Origin of the sequence: Thermoplasma sp. (genome assembly GCF_023256435.1) — an archaeon.
Lineage (GTDB): Archaea > Thermoplasmatota > Thermoplasmata > Thermoplasmatales > Thermoplasmataceae > Thermoplasma.
This window is the reverse complement of record NZ_JAGDXM010000019.1, coordinates 1-15,417: the sequence shown is the minus strand read 5'-3', so window position 1 is coordinate 15,417 and position 15,417 is coordinate 1. Positions and strand designations below refer to the sequence as shown.

The window sequence follows — 15,417 nt, the reverse complement described above, 5'->3', positions numbered from 1 at the left end:
TATGCAGGATCTTCTAAATAGATATTTTTCCATAATAGAATTGTGATTTATACTATGTTCACTGATATTTTTAAATGATTACTATTATTAATATTGATTTATTATCATTAAATAGCAAGTAGACTTTATCCAGTTATTTTCGATGCAGTGGACGATTTTTGACATCAAAGTTTTAATAATGGAAATAAAAAACTTAAATACATTTCGTAATGTTTAAATACTTCGATGTGATATGATAATCTGAATGCACGCTTATAAGGTAACCAACATCAGAGGTAGAGATATGGTGATTCAGCTGGATAAGCCCCTGGATCTGAAGACTAAGATATACGATGCTAGTGGAAAGAAGATAGGGGTACTCGTCAAGATAATGGGACCTGTAGATGAGCCCTATGGGCTCGTTAGTTTGGACAGTCAGGGCGTGCAGACAGATGTTGTTTATGTTAATTGAGGTGATTTAGGATGGTTGAAAATACGAAGAAGAAAAAGGTAGAGGAGATAGAAAGATGCCCTGAATGTGGTTCCACAAACCTCATAAGAGATTATGAACACGGTGAACTTGTTTGCGGTGAATGTGGAGCTGTCATTGAGGATGCATACATCGATCAGGGTCCAGAATGGAGGGCATTTGATTCAGAGCAGAATGAGAGCAGAGCAAGGGCCGGCTCTCCGATGACGTACACCATTCACGATAAGGGTCTTTCAACAGATATATCATGGAAGAATAAGGATTCTTACGGAAGATCTATACCCACTAGGAACAGAGCGCAGCTGTACAGGCTCAGGAAATGGCAGAAGAGAATTAAGGTTTCAAACGCCGCCGAGAGGAACCTCTCCCAGGCGCTTCAGGAACTTGAGAGAATGGCCTCGAATCTGAGCATACCTGATGATGTGAAGGAGACAGCGGCGGTCATTTATCGTAAAGCCGTCAAACAGAACATGATCAGGGGAAGGAGCATAGAGGGCGTAGTTGCTGGAGCACTTTATGCCGCATGCAGGATAACAAACGTACCTAGGACTCTTGGTGAGATAGCGTCCGTAACCAGAGTCAAGAAGAAGGAGATAGGCAGGACATACAGGATCATGAGCAGATACTTGAAGTTAAACATAATGCCTTCAAAGGCTGAGGACTACATCAGCAGATTCTGCTCCAAGCTGAAGCTGTCCATGGATACCAGGAACAAGGCACTTGAGATACTGAGAACCGCTGAAAATGCCGGTTTAACGTCCGGTAAGGGTCCGACAGGTGTGGCAGCAGCTGCGATATACATAGCATCACTTATGACTGGAGAACGGAGAACTCAGAGGGCGGTCGCAGAGGTAGCTGGTGTGACCGAAGTGACCATAAGAAACAGATACAAGGAACTGACAGAAAAACTGCAGCTCAACGTTGAACAGTGATCTGCGACATAAGATCCCTTATTTTTTTGAAAACCTCATAATTTCTCAGTATATCGTCCAATAATGTGAATACCGTACCATATTTATCTTCATCTATTGTTATTTTTATTCTCTCGCTGTTGCATTCCATCTTTATGTTGCCATAATTATCTGGGGAAATGGTTTTTAGAAATGGATCGCAATCCCGATCATCTATGAAAAGTTCTGATCGCATTTCCTCACTTCCAAGATGCAGAGGGCCGGATTCGAACCGGCGAATCCCTACGGAGGCAGATCTTGAGTCTGCCGCCTTTGACCTGACTCGGCAACCTCTGCAGATACATTCACCCTCAGGATCAGCGGAAGCAGATCTTAATGAAGGGCATAAATTTTGTCATTTTTCAAGGTCAATCGGTGCAGTGTTCTCGCACTCAATTTGTTCAATGCATGATTATAGCAATCACTATTCTAAAATATATATCATTCTAAATCTATTTAAATTTAAATAGACTTTAAGTATATGTACACTATGATCTGTCCAGTATGTGAGGGTAAAGTGCAGACGCTTCATGATCTCGGCGTTCATTTCGGAAATATGTCAATCAGGGGTGATGCAAACCACACCTCATGGATCTATGCCGAGCTGGGAGGTAAGTATATGGATTATTCTGATTTGGAAGAAGCCTTCGATATGGTATTCTCTCCGCAAGTATCCTTGGCGAAATGGGCGAGACTCGCATTCATTAGAAAATTCTACACAGATCCGCATCCATTCATACAGGCAATGCAGAGGCCAAGCATTCCAGTATTGCTAGGATACGTTATTGAACACAGATTTTTCCTCAGAAACTGGATCAGGACTCTTTCATCCGTTATACATTCCACAACTTCAGAAGAAGCATTCAATTATGAGATTGAGAACGTGGCGACGGAATACATAGGCTTCAACGGAAGACCATCGCATCTCGATCTGCTCATCAGGATGGGTGAGGCTCTTGGCATGACAAGAAAACGTATAATGGAATACACACCGTTACCGGAGACCTCGAAGGCAATTGAGGTTTGGTATAGTATATCCAGTCACTATTCCTGGGTGGATACTATGGGTGCAATGCATGTGCTTGAACTTGTTGCCGACAGGACGCTTGTGGATGATGGTGCCAAGATGCATTACTTCGATCCAGGCATACTCAATAGTTCAGAATATCCACAGGAGGTACGGGATTTTCTGATGGAAGGTTATAAAGCGGACGTGGATCATGCTGGAAAAGCTTTGAAGATAGTGGAATCGGAGACCATGGACGATCTTACAACAAGATCAATAATGATCCGTTCGATGGACGCTTTTTATTTATATTTAAACGCGAGGCTGAGAAGATCAAGAATGCTTGAAGCCGCTTGGGGTGAATGACTTGAATATAATCGTCAACGGAGTCAGGGCCGGTAGCAAGGCCACCGGTTGTGCGCTTTGCGGAGCAACATGGGGCGATCATCACGAGGAGATGTTCGGTGAGGATCTGTTCTTCTGCTGCGACATATGTGCTGCCGAGTTCAGAAACATGATCGAGAAGGCATTGCAGAATACTCCAATTAATAAAATAGATGAACTAAGAATAAATGGAAATTATCGAGACGGAAGACATGTCGTTATAAATAACGAAAAGAATTCCCTGAGTTTCTATGTAAAATTTGGGCCTGGTGCAGTCATAGAAGAATTTAGGATGGAGAAATGATTGCGGAAACACAATATGAAGAGACAAAGAAATTTAAATATCGTTCTTAAATTCTAAGCAAAATGGAGAACAAGAAGGATAACTTCAGCGAATGGTATAACGAGATAATCACACTTGCGGGACTAAGCGATAAAAGGTACCCAGTGAAGGGAATGAATGTGTGGCTTCCCTATGGCTGGAAGATAATGAGTCTGATCGATTCAATAGTTAGAAAGGCGGTGGATAAGAGGAATTTTCAAGAGGTTAACTTTCCAGTTCTCATAGGCCGCAGCATGCTTGAGGTTGAGTTTGAACACATAAGGGGTTTCGAAAATGAGATTTACTGGGTCACCAAAGGAGGCAAGGAGAACCTTGAGGAGGAACTCGCGTTGCGTCCCACAAGCGAATCTGCGATGTATCCAATGTTCTCACTTTGGGTCAGATCTCATGCTGATCTTCCGCTGAAAATATACCAGATAGTCAGCGTCTACAGGTATGAGACCAAGCATACCCGTTCCTTCATAAGGATAAGGGAAATACACTTCTTTGAGGCTCATACTGCCCATGCGACCTACGAGGATGCTGAAGCGCAGATGGATCAGTACAAGGAGATATGGAGGGAAATATCCGCCCAGCTTTGTCTCCCGTACTTCTACGATCAGAGGCCAGACTGGGATAAGTTCCCAGGAGCCATGTATACCATCGCTTTTGATACCGTTCTCCCCTCAGGCAGATCGCTGCAGATAGGTACGATACACCAGTACGGCACAAACTTTTCGAAGAACTATGACATAAAATATCTCAAGGAAGACGGAACATTCGATTATGCTCATCAGACAACCTATGGTATGAGCGAGAGGTTGCTGGCCGCCATCATAGGCATACATGGAGATGATAAAGGTCTCATACTTCCGCCTGACGTGGCACCTATACAGGTAATAATAGTTCCGATCCCCGGTGATGGAGTAATGGAATATGCCAGGGATATTGAGAACACCCTGAACAGCATAAACGTTCGTGTGAAGGTTGACGACAGAGAAAACTTCACCCCGGGTTATAAATTCAATGACTGGGAGATGAGAGGAGTCCCGCTCAGGATAGAGATAGGGGAGAGAGAGGTCAAAAATAAGACTGTCACATTATCCATGCGGAACATTCCTGGTAAGATAACAATAGACAGATCGAAACTCATATACGAGATACCGGACACGCTCATAAGGATAAGAGAGAAGATGATGGACGATGCGAAAAGGCAGTTCAATGAGCATGTGTTTAAGGCCTCCAGTATTGAAGAATTCAATAGGGACGGTCTTATAACAGCGTTCTGGTGTGGTTCGAAGGAATGTTCAGACAGCATAGAGGCGAAGACAGAGAAATCCGCACTCGGGTTCATGGTTGACGCGAAGGAGACTGGCAAATGTGTGGTGTGCGGTAAGGAAGGTAAATTGGCCGTCTTTTCCAGATCTTATTGAAGGATAGTGCAGATGATAAGACTGGCCATTTTTGATATGGATGGCACGTTAACGGAGGAGCCTAGCAGCTGGGAATATGTTCATCGACGCCTGCGAACAGACAACCACAGAAATTTCAGACTTTATAAAAATGGTTTTATTACATACGAGGAGTTTTTCAGAAGCGACGTTATGGCATGGCTGAGGATGCATCCGAGATTGACGAAGAATGACATCAAGGAAATCCTACGTGAAATAAGGATCAGAGAAGGCGTTATGGAGGTTATAGAAACGCTCAGGAATTCAGGTGTGATAACTGCTGTTGTTTCTGGAGGTATATCCTGGCTTTTTGATATACTGAGCGAGAGTATGAAGTTGGACTACAATATATCAAACGTCATAGGCACAGATGAACATGGCTTCGTTGAACCGTATGGTAGGATACAAGTCATACCTGAGCACAAAGACATAGCAGTACAGAATCTTCAGATGAAGCTTCAAATATCAAGGAATGAGACTGTATCGATCGGAGATCAGATGGAAAACGGAAAGATCCATGAGAATTCTTCCAAGGCCTTCGTGATAGGCAACAGAGGCATCAATGGTGAGATACCACTGGGCTACGATATGAGAAAACTAATCCAGATGTTGAAGGATGATATAAAGGCCTGAAACGAAAATATCATTGCACAGGTTCATCCTGATGCCGGGCATGCTTTTTCGCATACCAGAATATCATAATGGATGACAGGAGCGATAATATAAGATACATCATCAGGAGTTCGAATTGGATGTGCTTCATAGGATGGTGGATGTATATGAGTCCATGAAAGGTTATCAGTGCGGATGCTGTACCAACTACGAAGAATATTAGCGTGAGAAATCTTGTTAGCATATTTGGATAATAGAACAGAGCAAGTGTTCTGGAGGTTATGGGCAGAAAGAGCAGTAAAAAACCATAAAGAGCCGAAAAACTTACGTCCGCATGAGGCACGATCAGCGGCCTGGAATAGTCCATTATAAAATAGGCCAGAAGAAAGATGGCAGATATTTTTATGGATGTAGATCCCTCAAGAAATCCATATGTAATGAGGAGAGCAAACAGTATCCCCAGGGAAAAGGTATTTATGTAAAATACTATGAAATTGAGGCTGGAAAGAGGTAAATATATACGCACCAGAGATTGCAGAATATCTACCATTATTGTGAAGGCGACCATAACTGTTATGCCTCTGTATATATATGCATACTCTGGTCTGTGAAACATCATTAGGGCAACTTATACTATGTTAAATCTTTGCCGGTGGCGGGGCTTCTCATCGGTATGTTTCTTCGATTCAGTACGACGCATCTCATGACATATACTCTATTACGGTTATAACAATGCAGACAGGAAACATCGCTGCTATGCATATTGTTCATCTTCTTCAGATTGAATGGCAGTGTGGTTATGCATATGTCAAACGTATCAGATCCATGCGATGCGGATAAGACAGGGAAAATTTTAACGTGTTAGCGATATACTCCGACATGGATCTCATTTCTATGCCAGATAGGGATTTTGTAATTGAGGTTGCGAGGAGAATTATAAGGATACCGGCCATATCCCCAGCCTCCGGTGGAGAAGGAGAAAAGAACAGGGCAGACGAATTGGAAAAGATATTGAAAGAGCTTGGTTATAGTGATTACAAGAGATATGATACCAAGGATGAATACGGAAAGATCAGGTCAAACATAGTCCTGAGGACAGGAAATGCACAGAAAACGCTCTGGCTTGTAGCTCACATAGATACTGTTCCTGTTGGCGATCCTGGACTGTGGACAAAACCGCCATTCGACGTTACAGTGGATGGAGACAGGATGTATGGAAGGGGAACTGAGGATGATGGTCAGGCTGTGTTCACTGCGCTCCTTATCCTCAGAGATATGAAAGTCAAGAATCTGAAGTCCAAAATAGGCTTCGGTGTGGCTTTTGTTGCTGATGAGGAGATGGGAAGCAAATACGGAATACAGTACCTTCTTGACAAGAATATATTCGGCAAATCCGATCTTATAATAGTGCCGGACGCTGGAAGCGAGGATGGTATGACAATAGAGGTGGCGGAGAAGAGCATCCTCTGGGTAAAATTCAGCGTGATGGGCAAGCAGTGGCATGCGAGCATGCCTGTAAACGCCATAAACGCCTTCAGGGAAGGTGCCAGGTTCATGCTTGATCTCGATAAGATCCTTCATGAGAAATACACGGCAAGGGACGATCTCTTCAACGTTCCATATTCTACCTTTGAGCCCACTAAACATGAAAAGAATGTGGACAACGTCAATACAATACCTGGAACAGACGTCTTTTACTTTGACTGCAGAGTCCTGCCGGAGTACAATCTTGATGACGTTCTGAAAACGATAGATGGCGCCATAAGCAGTTTTCAGAAGGAGAGCAAAGCCAGAATAACTTACGAACTCATACAGAAGGAACAAGCACCGGCGAAGACTCCGGAAGATTCAGAAGTTGTGACGAGACTGAAGGAATCAATAAAAAAGAAGAGGGGAAAGGAACCCAGGGCCATAGGCATCGGCGGAGGAACATGCGCCGCATTTTTCAGGAGGCTTGGCATGCCAGCAGTCGTGTGGTTCACGACGATAGAGGAGAACGCCCACAAGCCAGATGAATTCTGTCTGATCTCGCATATACTTATGGACAGAGACGTACTCGAAGACGTTCTCGTCTCATAATTTTTTTGATCATTTTGGGCATCATACAGGCTATCTGGTCATTTTTTCGGCCTGAAGCCCTGACCGTTTAACCGTAATGGCACTTCATTTACCATTTTCATGATAGCCTTAAGATGGTTCACTTTATTTTTACGATGAAGAGGGCAGGCACAAGGGAAATTATGCCAAGGAGATACCATCCAGTATTCACGGATACGCTGTATATTGCATATGTATACAAATACGGTACAGCAGAGCTTATCATCATCTGAACAAAATTAACCACAGAGAGCGAGAAGGAGACGGCAGATCTGTTTATGTTACTGGCCTCCATATAGAGATATGAAAACCCATAGATTGAAAGGACGCTGAATGCGAAAAGCGTGATCAATATCTCGGCCAGATTTCTCTCAAAGGGGACAAAGAAGAATATGAGAGACATCAGGACAAAGAGTGACGTCACCTGCGCCTTCCTGCTGTACCTGCGTATTATAAATGCAGAGATAAAGCCTCCAGGCAATCCAACAAAGAGGAAAAACGATCCAGCAAGGGATGCAATTATCGCCGAGAAATGTCTGTACTCTTCAAGATAATAGACAAATAGCTGTCCCATTATGGTTTCAGAAACCGCACTTCCAACGGTAACAACTGGAAGAATCCAGAGGGCAGGCTTCTTCACGGCAGCTATGAGATCGCTCATCGGCCTTCTCTTCTTCAGATTTTCTCTCCTCATCAGTATAAACAGAGCAAGATCCGCCAGAATGAGAAGCAAACCGCCAATGACAAGGGATAGACGCCAGCCAGTGATCGTGTCTAGGTAACCGAAGGCAAATATGCCCGTTCCAGCTCCGAAACTGAACGCTCCATTGTAAACACTCACATAGGATCCGTATCTTTCAACCGGTACTATATCTGATATTATGCCAAGCGCAGGCGAAAAGAACAGTGCTGATCCGGCTCCAGCCATGAACCTGGATATAGACAGTTCCACGAAGTTTGTGGAGAGCCCAGAAAATATACCAAATGTCCCAAGTATCCCAAGACCAGTTACCGATACAACCAGATTCCCGATACGATGCGCCAGAGATCCGCCCACAAGCTGGAAAAGAGCCAGACCTATATAGAATGAAGTGGTGGCCAACCCTATCTGTATGACGTTCATGTGTAGATCCGCTGATATGTATTTCAGCGCTGGCGCAATATCGAACCAGTTAAGCGCGTACAGAGATCTGGCAAATATTATGCTGTAAGCTTTGGGCCTGTAATCCATTTGGATAGGGAAATGTATAGGCTTAATAAAACTGTATCAGTCTAGATGCTGTGATTAAATTTCTGGATCAAGTTTTCAAGCAGCATGGCGTCTATACTGCTGTCTTCATAGAGTTCGCGCATCTTCTTCGGCGTCCTTCTTACCACCTTGAAATCAACTCCTTCGTAATATATTTCCCAGAGTATCAGATTATTCGGTCTTGCAACTCTAGGATATCTGCCTTCTATCGAAAACGGATCGATTCCGGTTTCAGCATTATCCTGTGCAAATGCCACCATGGTTCTGACCTGATTCCAGAGAAAACTTCTGGCTTTAAATTCAATATATTTGTGATTATCCTCTTCACCGCATTTTGCATCGAGTATCGTTCTCATCGTCCTTCTGCTGTCTACCCTTGCGAAACTGCGAAAATCATGCGTTCCTATGAATTTCCTGATAACATTTTCCATGGCCCGGCAGTCTATATCATCAAAGAGATAATATCTGTATGTCTTGTATGTGCAGTGTCTGGGATTAAAGTCATCCGGAACAACCGCATATGAATGCACAAAGATATGTCTTTCCTTTGAGTTTATAAGATTGGCCACTGAATCGGGTTCCCTCATCGTTTCTAGAGCGAAAACATTGGAAACTGCCGAGACATAGCGATCGGTCCTTGCTGCGGTTCTTATATCATATTCGAAGTTATTTTCTCGGAGGACGTAGATTATTGCATCCTCTATGCTGTGTTCACCATTACCTCTCTGGAACCCTGTAAAATACTGACCCTCATAACCGAATTTGAATGCGTAGTGCGTCATGATGTACTTTTCATTGAATATCGTCTATGTCCATGCCGACGATGGCGCTTAGCTTTCTGTGCAGATCACCTATTCTCTCAGCAGCATCATTCAGTCCTCTTTTCCGATAGGTTTCAATGATATCCCTGACCTTCAATCTTCTGTTTCCTGCAAATAGATTGTCGGCATGCGCAACTATCATCTCCTCCAGTGACTCAGGGATATAATCCTTAGGCGGGAGCCCAAGTTTAACAGCTTCTTCCATGGATATTCCGGCACCGATATGTCTTTCCACGACCTGTACAACGCTTTCATGTATATTCTCGGATCTGAGTATCCCTGCACCGACCACGGCATGATCTATACCATTGGTTTTTGTACGGCCTATATCGTGAAGAAGAGATCCGGCAACCACGATGCGCTGATCTGCATTGCAGCGTTCGGCTATCCTCACCGCAAGTTCCTTTACGGCTTTAACATGTTCTATAAGTTTCTCGCTAGCTCCATATTTTTTCAGGAGATCCATGCACTCCTGTTCATCTGGGATCAGCTTCACTATCTTCCCTCTATCTGTGGGTTGCACGTTTATCCTCCCTATAAACTCCTTATTGAGTTCAGCGCCTTGATAATAGCGATCCAGGAATATAGCGAGAGCGGAAACCTCACTTATGGGTTGATTTGTTACCGAGACATTGTAATCAGCTATCTCATAGGCCTCCATGGGAACCTTTTCCGATCCGACGAGAATCATGAGATCTTTGCCGCTTAGCCTAATCTCATCTATCACATCTGATATCTTCCGTCCGTACATGGTCAGATGCACTCTAATTCCATTGAAATTCCTGAACTCTGATACCCAGCTGCATCCTGTCTTTATGGAGAAATTTCCTCCAAAATTTTTGACAACATCATTTATAGTGTTTTCCAGCGTCTCGTCTTTCTCATCAACCAGTATTGAGGAGGCACCGAAGGCCCTTGCAGTCAATGCCACATGCGTTGTTATTCTCTTATCTCGGAATGGTCTATGATTTATCCTGAGTACGGTGATCATTCAGCACCAGAAACCAGCTCTATCTTATATCCTTTTATCTCAAGGATGCTCGATCTCTTGACTATACCCCTTATGAGCGTCTGCGAAATGCCGAGAGCATCCGAGACATCGCCAAGAAATACACCTTCGCCATTTTTCATCATGGATCTTATCTTCTCCTCATATTCCCCGAGCTGTTCATCTGAAAGCGTTGCGGCATATATGATGTCTGAGAGCTCGCTTAGCGAGCCCATTATGTTTATCTGAACATTTGTATAATATGTATGGTAGGCTTTTTCAGGTCCATTTTGCCCAGTGATCCACTGCGTCTCTATCATCTTGATCTTGTCCAGGTATAGAAGGGCCTTTCTCCCCTCCTTTCCGTATTTCTGCTCTATCACAGGCAGTGTGATCCATCCGGTGGATAGATCCAGAAGCAATTTTCTCTTGATCTCACTATCAGCAGCATGAAATATGGATACCAGTTCACCAGGGTCGTTAACAACTTTTATTCTGCTTACCATAATATTCAGGATATGCTAAAAAATAATATAACTTTTATTGAGAGTGAAAGGATTATCATGAAATTGAATTATGGGCCCCATATAACTGGTTCACCTCCATACAGGTGCATGGTTAACGACTATATGATGAGCGAATACTTACGTTTTCAGTGGAAAAAAACTTAAATATGTATGATCATATGTCGATATAGCCGCATAGGCCAAAGTTTACAAAGGAATATCCATGGAAGGAGAAAAGAAAGTTGCTTTTCCCGGGGACATAATAGCCACTACGGAGGAATACCTGCCAGGACGCAATACTGAGGAGAAGAACGGTGAGATAGTAGCAACAAAATTCGGGAATATAATCAGGGATGATATAAACCTCATGATATCAGTGGATACTGAAAAAAAGGAGTTCACATTGAAAAAGGGCGATGTTGTGTATGGGCAGGTAATAAAGAACGATTCGCACAGATACATAGTCAGGGTTGTTGGTGTCTTCCAGAGAGGAACAGGCCTGAAGGAAGTTGATGAAGAGATGCAGCTTTCTTTTGGAATGTCCAAGAGGCCCCAGTCCGATTTCATCTCTGTGGGAGATCTGATAAGGGGTTATGTGGTGAGGACTGGAGATATGCCGGAAATATCAATAAATGGCAACCATTATGGAGTCATAAGTGCGGTATGTTCCAGATGCAGGCAGCCTCTCGTGAAGAAGAATATAACTCTGTACTGTGAGAACTGTCAGCGCACGGAGATACGCAAGATAGCGGATGATTATGGCAATGTAGATATATTCAATTACGAAAACAGGATAACCCATGGCAACAGCCATGGTGAGGCCCGCAGGCAAAATTAAGGGGGTTTTGATGATGAAATACGCAGGTAATGATAAGGCGAAGGATGTTGAGGCACTCAACAAGGAAGTCAAAAATATGAGAAAGGAGCTGGATGATGTTAAAGAGGTACTCCGTGGTCTGATACAGGTCATAATGAGCCGCGAAGATAACTTTGATGATGATGAATACAATTGAGGGGTGAAATGATATTGATGATGCCAATGAAAATGCTTGAGGAAAGCGTTAATAAAAGGGTTTCTTTGCTGTTGAAGGATAACCGTGTACTTGAAGGCGTGCTCACAGGATTTGACGAGTATATGAATATGGTACTGGATGATGTGGACGAAAGCAGCGAAAACGTATCAAGGAAACTTGGCACGGTAGTGGTTAGAGGAAGCAACGTTGTAAGAATAGTACCAAAATAATCAGGTGAGTGAATTAAAATTCAGTTAACTCAACCGATTTTATATCGGATCGATGAGAAACGGTTTGGTAGATAAACTTTACATTTTTGTATTACCTTATTTTTGATGATGCGGTTGTTGATATTTTAGTGAACGGTTTGCCTCTTATTTTGCGCAATTCATATCCGGAGTATCCTCAGCGTGGTTGAAACATGAAACATCTTGGGTGCGTACGACTTTACAATATGGGAGTCCTCCACCGATGAAAGATAGCCCATCGTGGATGTATAGTGCATTATATCATATCTATATCTGGTGAGATTTTCCTGCGATACAAGATGGTGGAGTATTATTCTCGTGTTTTCCTTCGATCGCTTGAGTGCTGCGGGTAGAAACATCAGGGATTTGAAATTGCCCATGATTATGGAATCGAATGGGCCCTTGGGACATGAGACTCTTGAATCTCCGATGATTGGTATTATTCTCTCTTCCACACGGTTAATTCTAGCATTCTCCTTTAGATAATGAACTGCCAATGGATTTATGTCGCAGGCATATACTTCTTCCGGCTGGCCATATTTTGCGATGGGCAGAGTGAAATAACCTATGCCACAGAACATATCAAGCACGGTTTCCCCCTGAAATTTTAGAAGGCTCATCCTCGTTCTTTCATTGGTATTTCCAGGGGAAAACATAACCTTCTCCGGATCGAAGAGATACCTTATGCCATTTTCTATATGAAGAACCTCGCCTCTCCTCCCATATAGAAATTCAACCACCGGTATCCTTTCTGCTGATGCGATTCCATGATAGACGTATATCGAATCTATACCGAGAACACGCTTCATAACTTCAAAGACAGATTCTTCGACAGGTCTATTCAGGAAGAGGCTGTTTCCATACCTCACCCATTTTTCAGGTATATATCCAGTGTATCCATACTCCCTGGAAAGGATATCACCTATCATATCCTTCACATTGGCATCCTTTCTGCTTTCAAATTCCAAATACTTTGATTCGAAATTATATGAAGTATCCTCATCGAATATTGGAACTGCAACATAATCCCCGATCTTGCGGATCTTCAGATCCTTTCTGATCCTACCAGATGCTATCAGATCCCTTATGACCCGATCGGCTAAGCTGCGTGGAATAAGATAGGCCTTGGATCTCATCCAATCGTGTATGTACATCGACATATAAACGCGATCATGATCATTTCGGACGCCAGAGGACATTTGCGTAAAAGTATAATATAGGCAAATCATTTAAGGCTTGATAGGTATGACAGAGGAACTGGCTCAGGTTGAGGTATCTAAGGATGGCGATATATATTATGCGAAAATAATTCTACCGAGCGGAGAAATATTCACCTTTGAGAACGAGGACTTCGAAGAGATGCTGGAGCAGATAGCCAACGACCTTCAGGAGAGGTTCAGCCAGTGAGATTGTGGGCGGGGATGGCCCAGAGGTAAGGCGGCAGCCTGCTAAGCTGTTTCTCTTATGAGAGCGTGGGTTCGAATCCCACTCCCCGCGTTTTTCCTAATCTATAAAAATATTCAGCGGAAGGCCGAATAGAGGGGCAGTATTTTTTGTGATACGAACTTTAAATAATCCCGTCAAAATATCGTAAATAAATGATTGAGGATCAGGCCATATTCGGTTATTCCAGGTACGGAAAAATTGGCGATGTAGTTTTTCCGGCATTACTCAGAACAGCATCTGATATAAATTATGATGAGAAATATATCGAAATTCTTGGAGAGAGAATACCGAGGCAGATACTCTATCCAGCAAAGATAAAGCAGGAATTGTTGGAGACCGAAAATCTCATCATAATACCCAACGGCATGGAACTTGTAAGGAGACCAAAGGATCTTGTCAGGCTGATCATGGATATACATTCGAAATACGGTTTCTCCAAGTTGATATTTATCTCAGGATTGAGCGATCCCTATTCGATACCAGCGCTAGTTTACCTCGGTGTATCGTTTTTCGATGATTCAGTCCTGGATATGCAGGGTAAGATGGGCTATAGATTCACTCCATTCGGAATAGATCGAACGGATCATGACGTTTCAGCTGAGAATAATGCGTTCATCTCTGAGATCATCCAGGACATACGCAGCTCAATAGCAGACGGTACGCTGAGAGAAATTGTCGAAAAAACCGTCGTATCCAGCAAGGCTGCAGAGATAGTGCGCATAGCCGATTATTCATATTATCAGGAATTCGAGATCGTATTTCCTGCGCGTACTCCTTACATAAAGGCGAACACCATAGAGGATCTGTACAGGCCAGACCTGATAAGATATCGTAATTATATAAGCAACTCATACGTCAAGCCAGATCTGGATGTGGCGCTTATACTTCCATGCTCTGCAAAGAAGCCCTATTCTTATTCCAGAAGCCATCAGAAGGTGATCGGGGCCATAGGTGATCTGAGAAAATATATTCATGAGATAATAGTTACATCACCTCTTGGTATAGTACCCAGGGAGCTGGAAGAAACGTATCCGCCGAGGTTTTACGACATACCTGTGATCGGGCTCTGGTATGAGGATGAAAAGGTCATGATGAAACGCATGATGCGGAGCTATATGGATCGCAACAGATACAGAAAGGTAGTAGCCTTCATTCCTGATGATCTGGAATTTATCACTGAGGCCATACCATATCCATATGAAGTCATAGAGTTCAAATCTACAAATCTGTCGAAACTAAATGATATATTGAAGAAAGAGGTAGATTCCGGTAAATCAGTAAATCAGAAAATTGTCAAATATAATTCCATACTTAAATACCAGTTTGGGGATTGGCTAATGCCATTGATATCTGGATACACCATAAGGAGAAATTACAATCAGGATATGCTAGTAAAGGATGGGAAAATTCTCTTTGTATACAATGAAAAGATGGGAAAGTTCACAATAAATAAGGCTTCAGCAGACATGTTTCTGAACAATGGAAAATTCCTTGTCGAGATAGATGATTTCAAACCCACCTCAAACGTATACGCTATGGGAGTTGTTGATGCCACTGAGGACATAAGACAGGAAGACGAAGTTGTGCTTGTCCATAATGGTGAGATCCGTGGGGTCGGCATCGCAAAGATGCCGGCAAGGGCAATGATAGAATTGAAGAAGGGTGTGGCGGTTAAGGTAAGATGAGGCTGTATTCTGTCATAAATCGTAGAATAAGTCTCATTAGAGTATGGCCTGTTCTCTCTGAGACATCTGCCTTTCCGGACATCCGTATAAGCCCGAAGTAACGATCTACACAGGCGTATATTCGGATCTCAGCGATTTTACTAAAGTATCATCCACTTGGTTATCGTGGA

General features: G+C 43.0%; 19 protein-coding genes and 2 tRNA genes. 13 read left to right on the top strand and 8 right to left on the bottom strand.

The annotated features are described in order from the left end of the window. Positions 1-244 precede the first annotated feature (244 nt). Both Q0C15_RS02310 and Q0C15_RS02305 read left to right on the top strand, forming a co-directional pair. A complete protein-coding gene (locus Q0C15_RS02310; RefSeq protein ID WP_110641704.1) occupies positions 245-451 on the top strand; it encodes a Gar1/Naf1 family protein in 207 nt (68 codons plus the stop codon). Positions 452-462: 11 nt separating this feature from the next. Beyond that, positions 463-1,401, top strand: coding sequence for a transcription initiation factor IIB (locus Q0C15_RS02305; protein WP_110641702.1), 939 nt, complete (start codon positions 463-465; stop codon positions 1,399-1,401). On the opposite strand, the gene Q0C15_RS02300 is transcribed toward Q0C15_RS02305, so the two are convergent. Beyond that, positions 1,385-1,615: a hypothetical protein gene (locus tag Q0C15_RS02300; RefSeq protein ID WP_297215606.1), complete on the bottom strand. Its 231-nt coding sequence runs from the start codon at positions 1,613-1,615 to the stop codon at positions 1,385-1,387. The genes Q0C15_RS02305 and Q0C15_RS02300 overlap by 17 nt on opposite strands. Before the next feature lie 16 nt (positions 1,616-1,631). Beyond that, a tRNA-Leu gene (locus tag Q0C15_RS02295) sits at positions 1,632-1,716 on the bottom strand. Between the two features lie 193 nt (positions 1,717-1,909). Between Q0C15_RS02295 and Q0C15_RS02290 the strand changes: the two genes are divergently transcribed. From Q0C15_RS02290 to Q0C15_RS02275, 4 genes are all read left to right on the top strand, one after another. Continuing rightward, positions 1,910-2,791 (top strand): iron-containing redox enzyme family protein, encoded by an 882-nt coding sequence (locus tag Q0C15_RS02290; RefSeq protein ID WP_297215604.1) that lies wholly within the window; start codon positions 1,910-1,912, stop codon positions 2,789-2,791. Between the two features lies 1 nt (position 2,792). Beyond that, positions 2,793-3,113, top strand: a complete 321-nt coding sequence (locus tag Q0C15_RS02285) for a TA0938 family protein (RefSeq protein ID WP_367181949.1) — start codon at positions 2,793-2,795, stop codon at positions 3,111-3,113. Positions 3,114-3,175: 62 nt separating this feature from the next. Further along, positions 3,176-4,564, top strand: a complete 1,389-nt coding sequence (gene proS, locus Q0C15_RS02280) for a proline--tRNA ligase (RefSeq protein ID WP_297215599.1) — start codon at positions 3,176-3,178, stop codon at positions 4,562-4,564. 12 nt (positions 4,565-4,576) lie between these two features. Next, positions 4,577-5,215, top strand: coding sequence for an HAD-IB family phosphatase (locus tag Q0C15_RS02275; RefSeq protein WP_297215597.1), 639 nt, complete (start codon positions 4,577-4,579; stop codon positions 5,213-5,215). A 10-nt stretch (positions 5,216-5,225) separates the two neighbouring features. On the opposite strand, the gene Q0C15_RS02270 is transcribed toward Q0C15_RS02275, so the two are convergent. After that, complete coding sequence (locus Q0C15_RS02270) at positions 5,226-5,810, bottom strand: hypothetical protein (RefSeq protein ID WP_297215594.1); 585 nt, start codon at positions 5,808-5,810, stop codon at positions 5,226-5,228. A 263-nt stretch (positions 5,811-6,073) separates the two neighbouring features. Here Q0C15_RS02270 and Q0C15_RS02265 point away from each other — a divergent pair, with 263 nt between their 5' ends. Next, positions 6,074-7,273, top strand: coding sequence for a M20 family metallo-hydrolase (locus Q0C15_RS02265; protein ID WP_297215592.1), 1,200 nt, complete (start codon positions 6,074-6,076; stop codon positions 7,271-7,273). A 118-nt stretch (positions 7,274-7,391) separates the two neighbouring features. Here the strand turns inward: Q0C15_RS02265 and Q0C15_RS02260 are convergent, their stop codons facing one another. The 4 genes from Q0C15_RS02260 to Q0C15_RS02245 are packed head-to-tail and all read right to left on the bottom strand — an operon-like array spanning position 7,392 to position 10,855. Further along, complete coding sequence (locus Q0C15_RS02260; RefSeq protein WP_297215589.1) at positions 7,392-8,522, bottom strand: MFS transporter; 1,131 nt, start codon at positions 8,520-8,522, stop codon at positions 7,392-7,394. 41 nt (positions 8,523-8,563) lie between these two features. Continuing rightward, positions 8,564-9,322, bottom strand: a complete 759-nt coding sequence (locus Q0C15_RS02255) for a hypothetical protein (RefSeq protein WP_297215586.1) — start codon at positions 9,320-9,322, stop codon at positions 8,564-8,566. Between the two features lie 10 nt (positions 9,323-9,332). Then, positions 9,333-10,352, bottom strand: coding sequence for a tRNA (cytidine(56)-2'-O)-methyltransferase (locus tag Q0C15_RS02250; RefSeq protein WP_297215583.1), 1,020 nt, complete (start codon positions 10,350-10,352; stop codon positions 9,333-9,335). Beyond that, on the bottom strand, positions 10,349-10,855 hold the full coding sequence (locus Q0C15_RS02245) for an ArsR family transcriptional regulator (protein WP_297215581.1): 507 nt from the start codon (positions 10,853-10,855) through the stop codon (positions 10,349-10,351). Before Q0C15_RS02245 ends, Q0C15_RS02250 begins: the two co-directional genes overlap by 4 nt. Before the next feature lie 223 nt (positions 10,856-11,078). On the opposite strand from Q0C15_RS02245, the gene Q0C15_RS02240 reads away from it, so the two are divergent. The 3 genes from Q0C15_RS02240 to Q0C15_RS02230 are packed head-to-tail and all read left to right on the top strand — an operon-like array spanning position 11,079 to position 12,098. Then, positions 11,079-11,693 carry an exosome complex RNA-binding protein Csl4 gene (locus tag Q0C15_RS02240; RefSeq protein WP_297215578.1) on the top strand — a complete coding sequence of 205 codons (615 nt, stop codon included), beginning with the start codon at positions 11,079-11,081 and terminating at the stop codon, positions 11,691-11,693. 10 nt (positions 11,694-11,703) lie between these two features. Continuing rightward, positions 11,704-11,868, top strand: a complete 165-nt coding sequence (locus Q0C15_RS02235) for a hypothetical protein (RefSeq protein WP_297215576.1) — start codon at positions 11,704-11,706, stop codon at positions 11,866-11,868. 14 nt (positions 11,869-11,882) lie between these two features. Continuing rightward, entirely contained in the window at positions 11,883-12,098 is a 216-nt protein-coding gene (locus Q0C15_RS02230; protein WP_110641945.1) for an LSM domain-containing protein, read from the top strand. A 158-nt stretch (positions 12,099-12,256) separates the two neighbouring features. On the opposite strand, the gene Q0C15_RS02225 is transcribed toward Q0C15_RS02230, so the two are convergent. Continuing rightward, the gene (locus Q0C15_RS02225; protein ID WP_297215570.1) at positions 12,257-13,252 is read right to left on the bottom strand and encodes a class I SAM-dependent methyltransferase family protein; all 996 of its coding nucleotides are present in this window, start codon (positions 13,250-13,252) and stop codon (positions 12,257-12,259) included. A 109-nt stretch (positions 13,253-13,361) separates the two neighbouring features. Here Q0C15_RS02225 and Q0C15_RS02220 point away from each other — a divergent pair, with 109 nt between their 5' ends. From Q0C15_RS02220 to Q0C15_RS02210, 3 genes are all read left to right on the top strand, one after another. Further along, on the top strand, positions 13,362-13,523 hold the full coding sequence (locus Q0C15_RS02220; RefSeq protein WP_201796935.1) for a hypothetical protein: 162 nt from the start codon (positions 13,362-13,364) through the stop codon (positions 13,521-13,523). 8 nt (positions 13,524-13,531) lie between these two features. After that, a tRNA-Ser gene (locus Q0C15_RS02215) sits at positions 13,532-13,613 on the top strand. A gap of 101 nt (positions 13,614-13,714) precedes the next feature. After that, the gene (locus Q0C15_RS02210) at positions 13,715-15,247 is read left to right on the top strand and encodes a DUF5591 domain-containing protein (RefSeq protein WP_297215566.1); all 1,533 of its coding nucleotides are present in this window, start codon (positions 13,715-13,717) and stop codon (positions 15,245-15,247) included. Positions 15,248-15,417 lie beyond the last annotated feature (170 nt).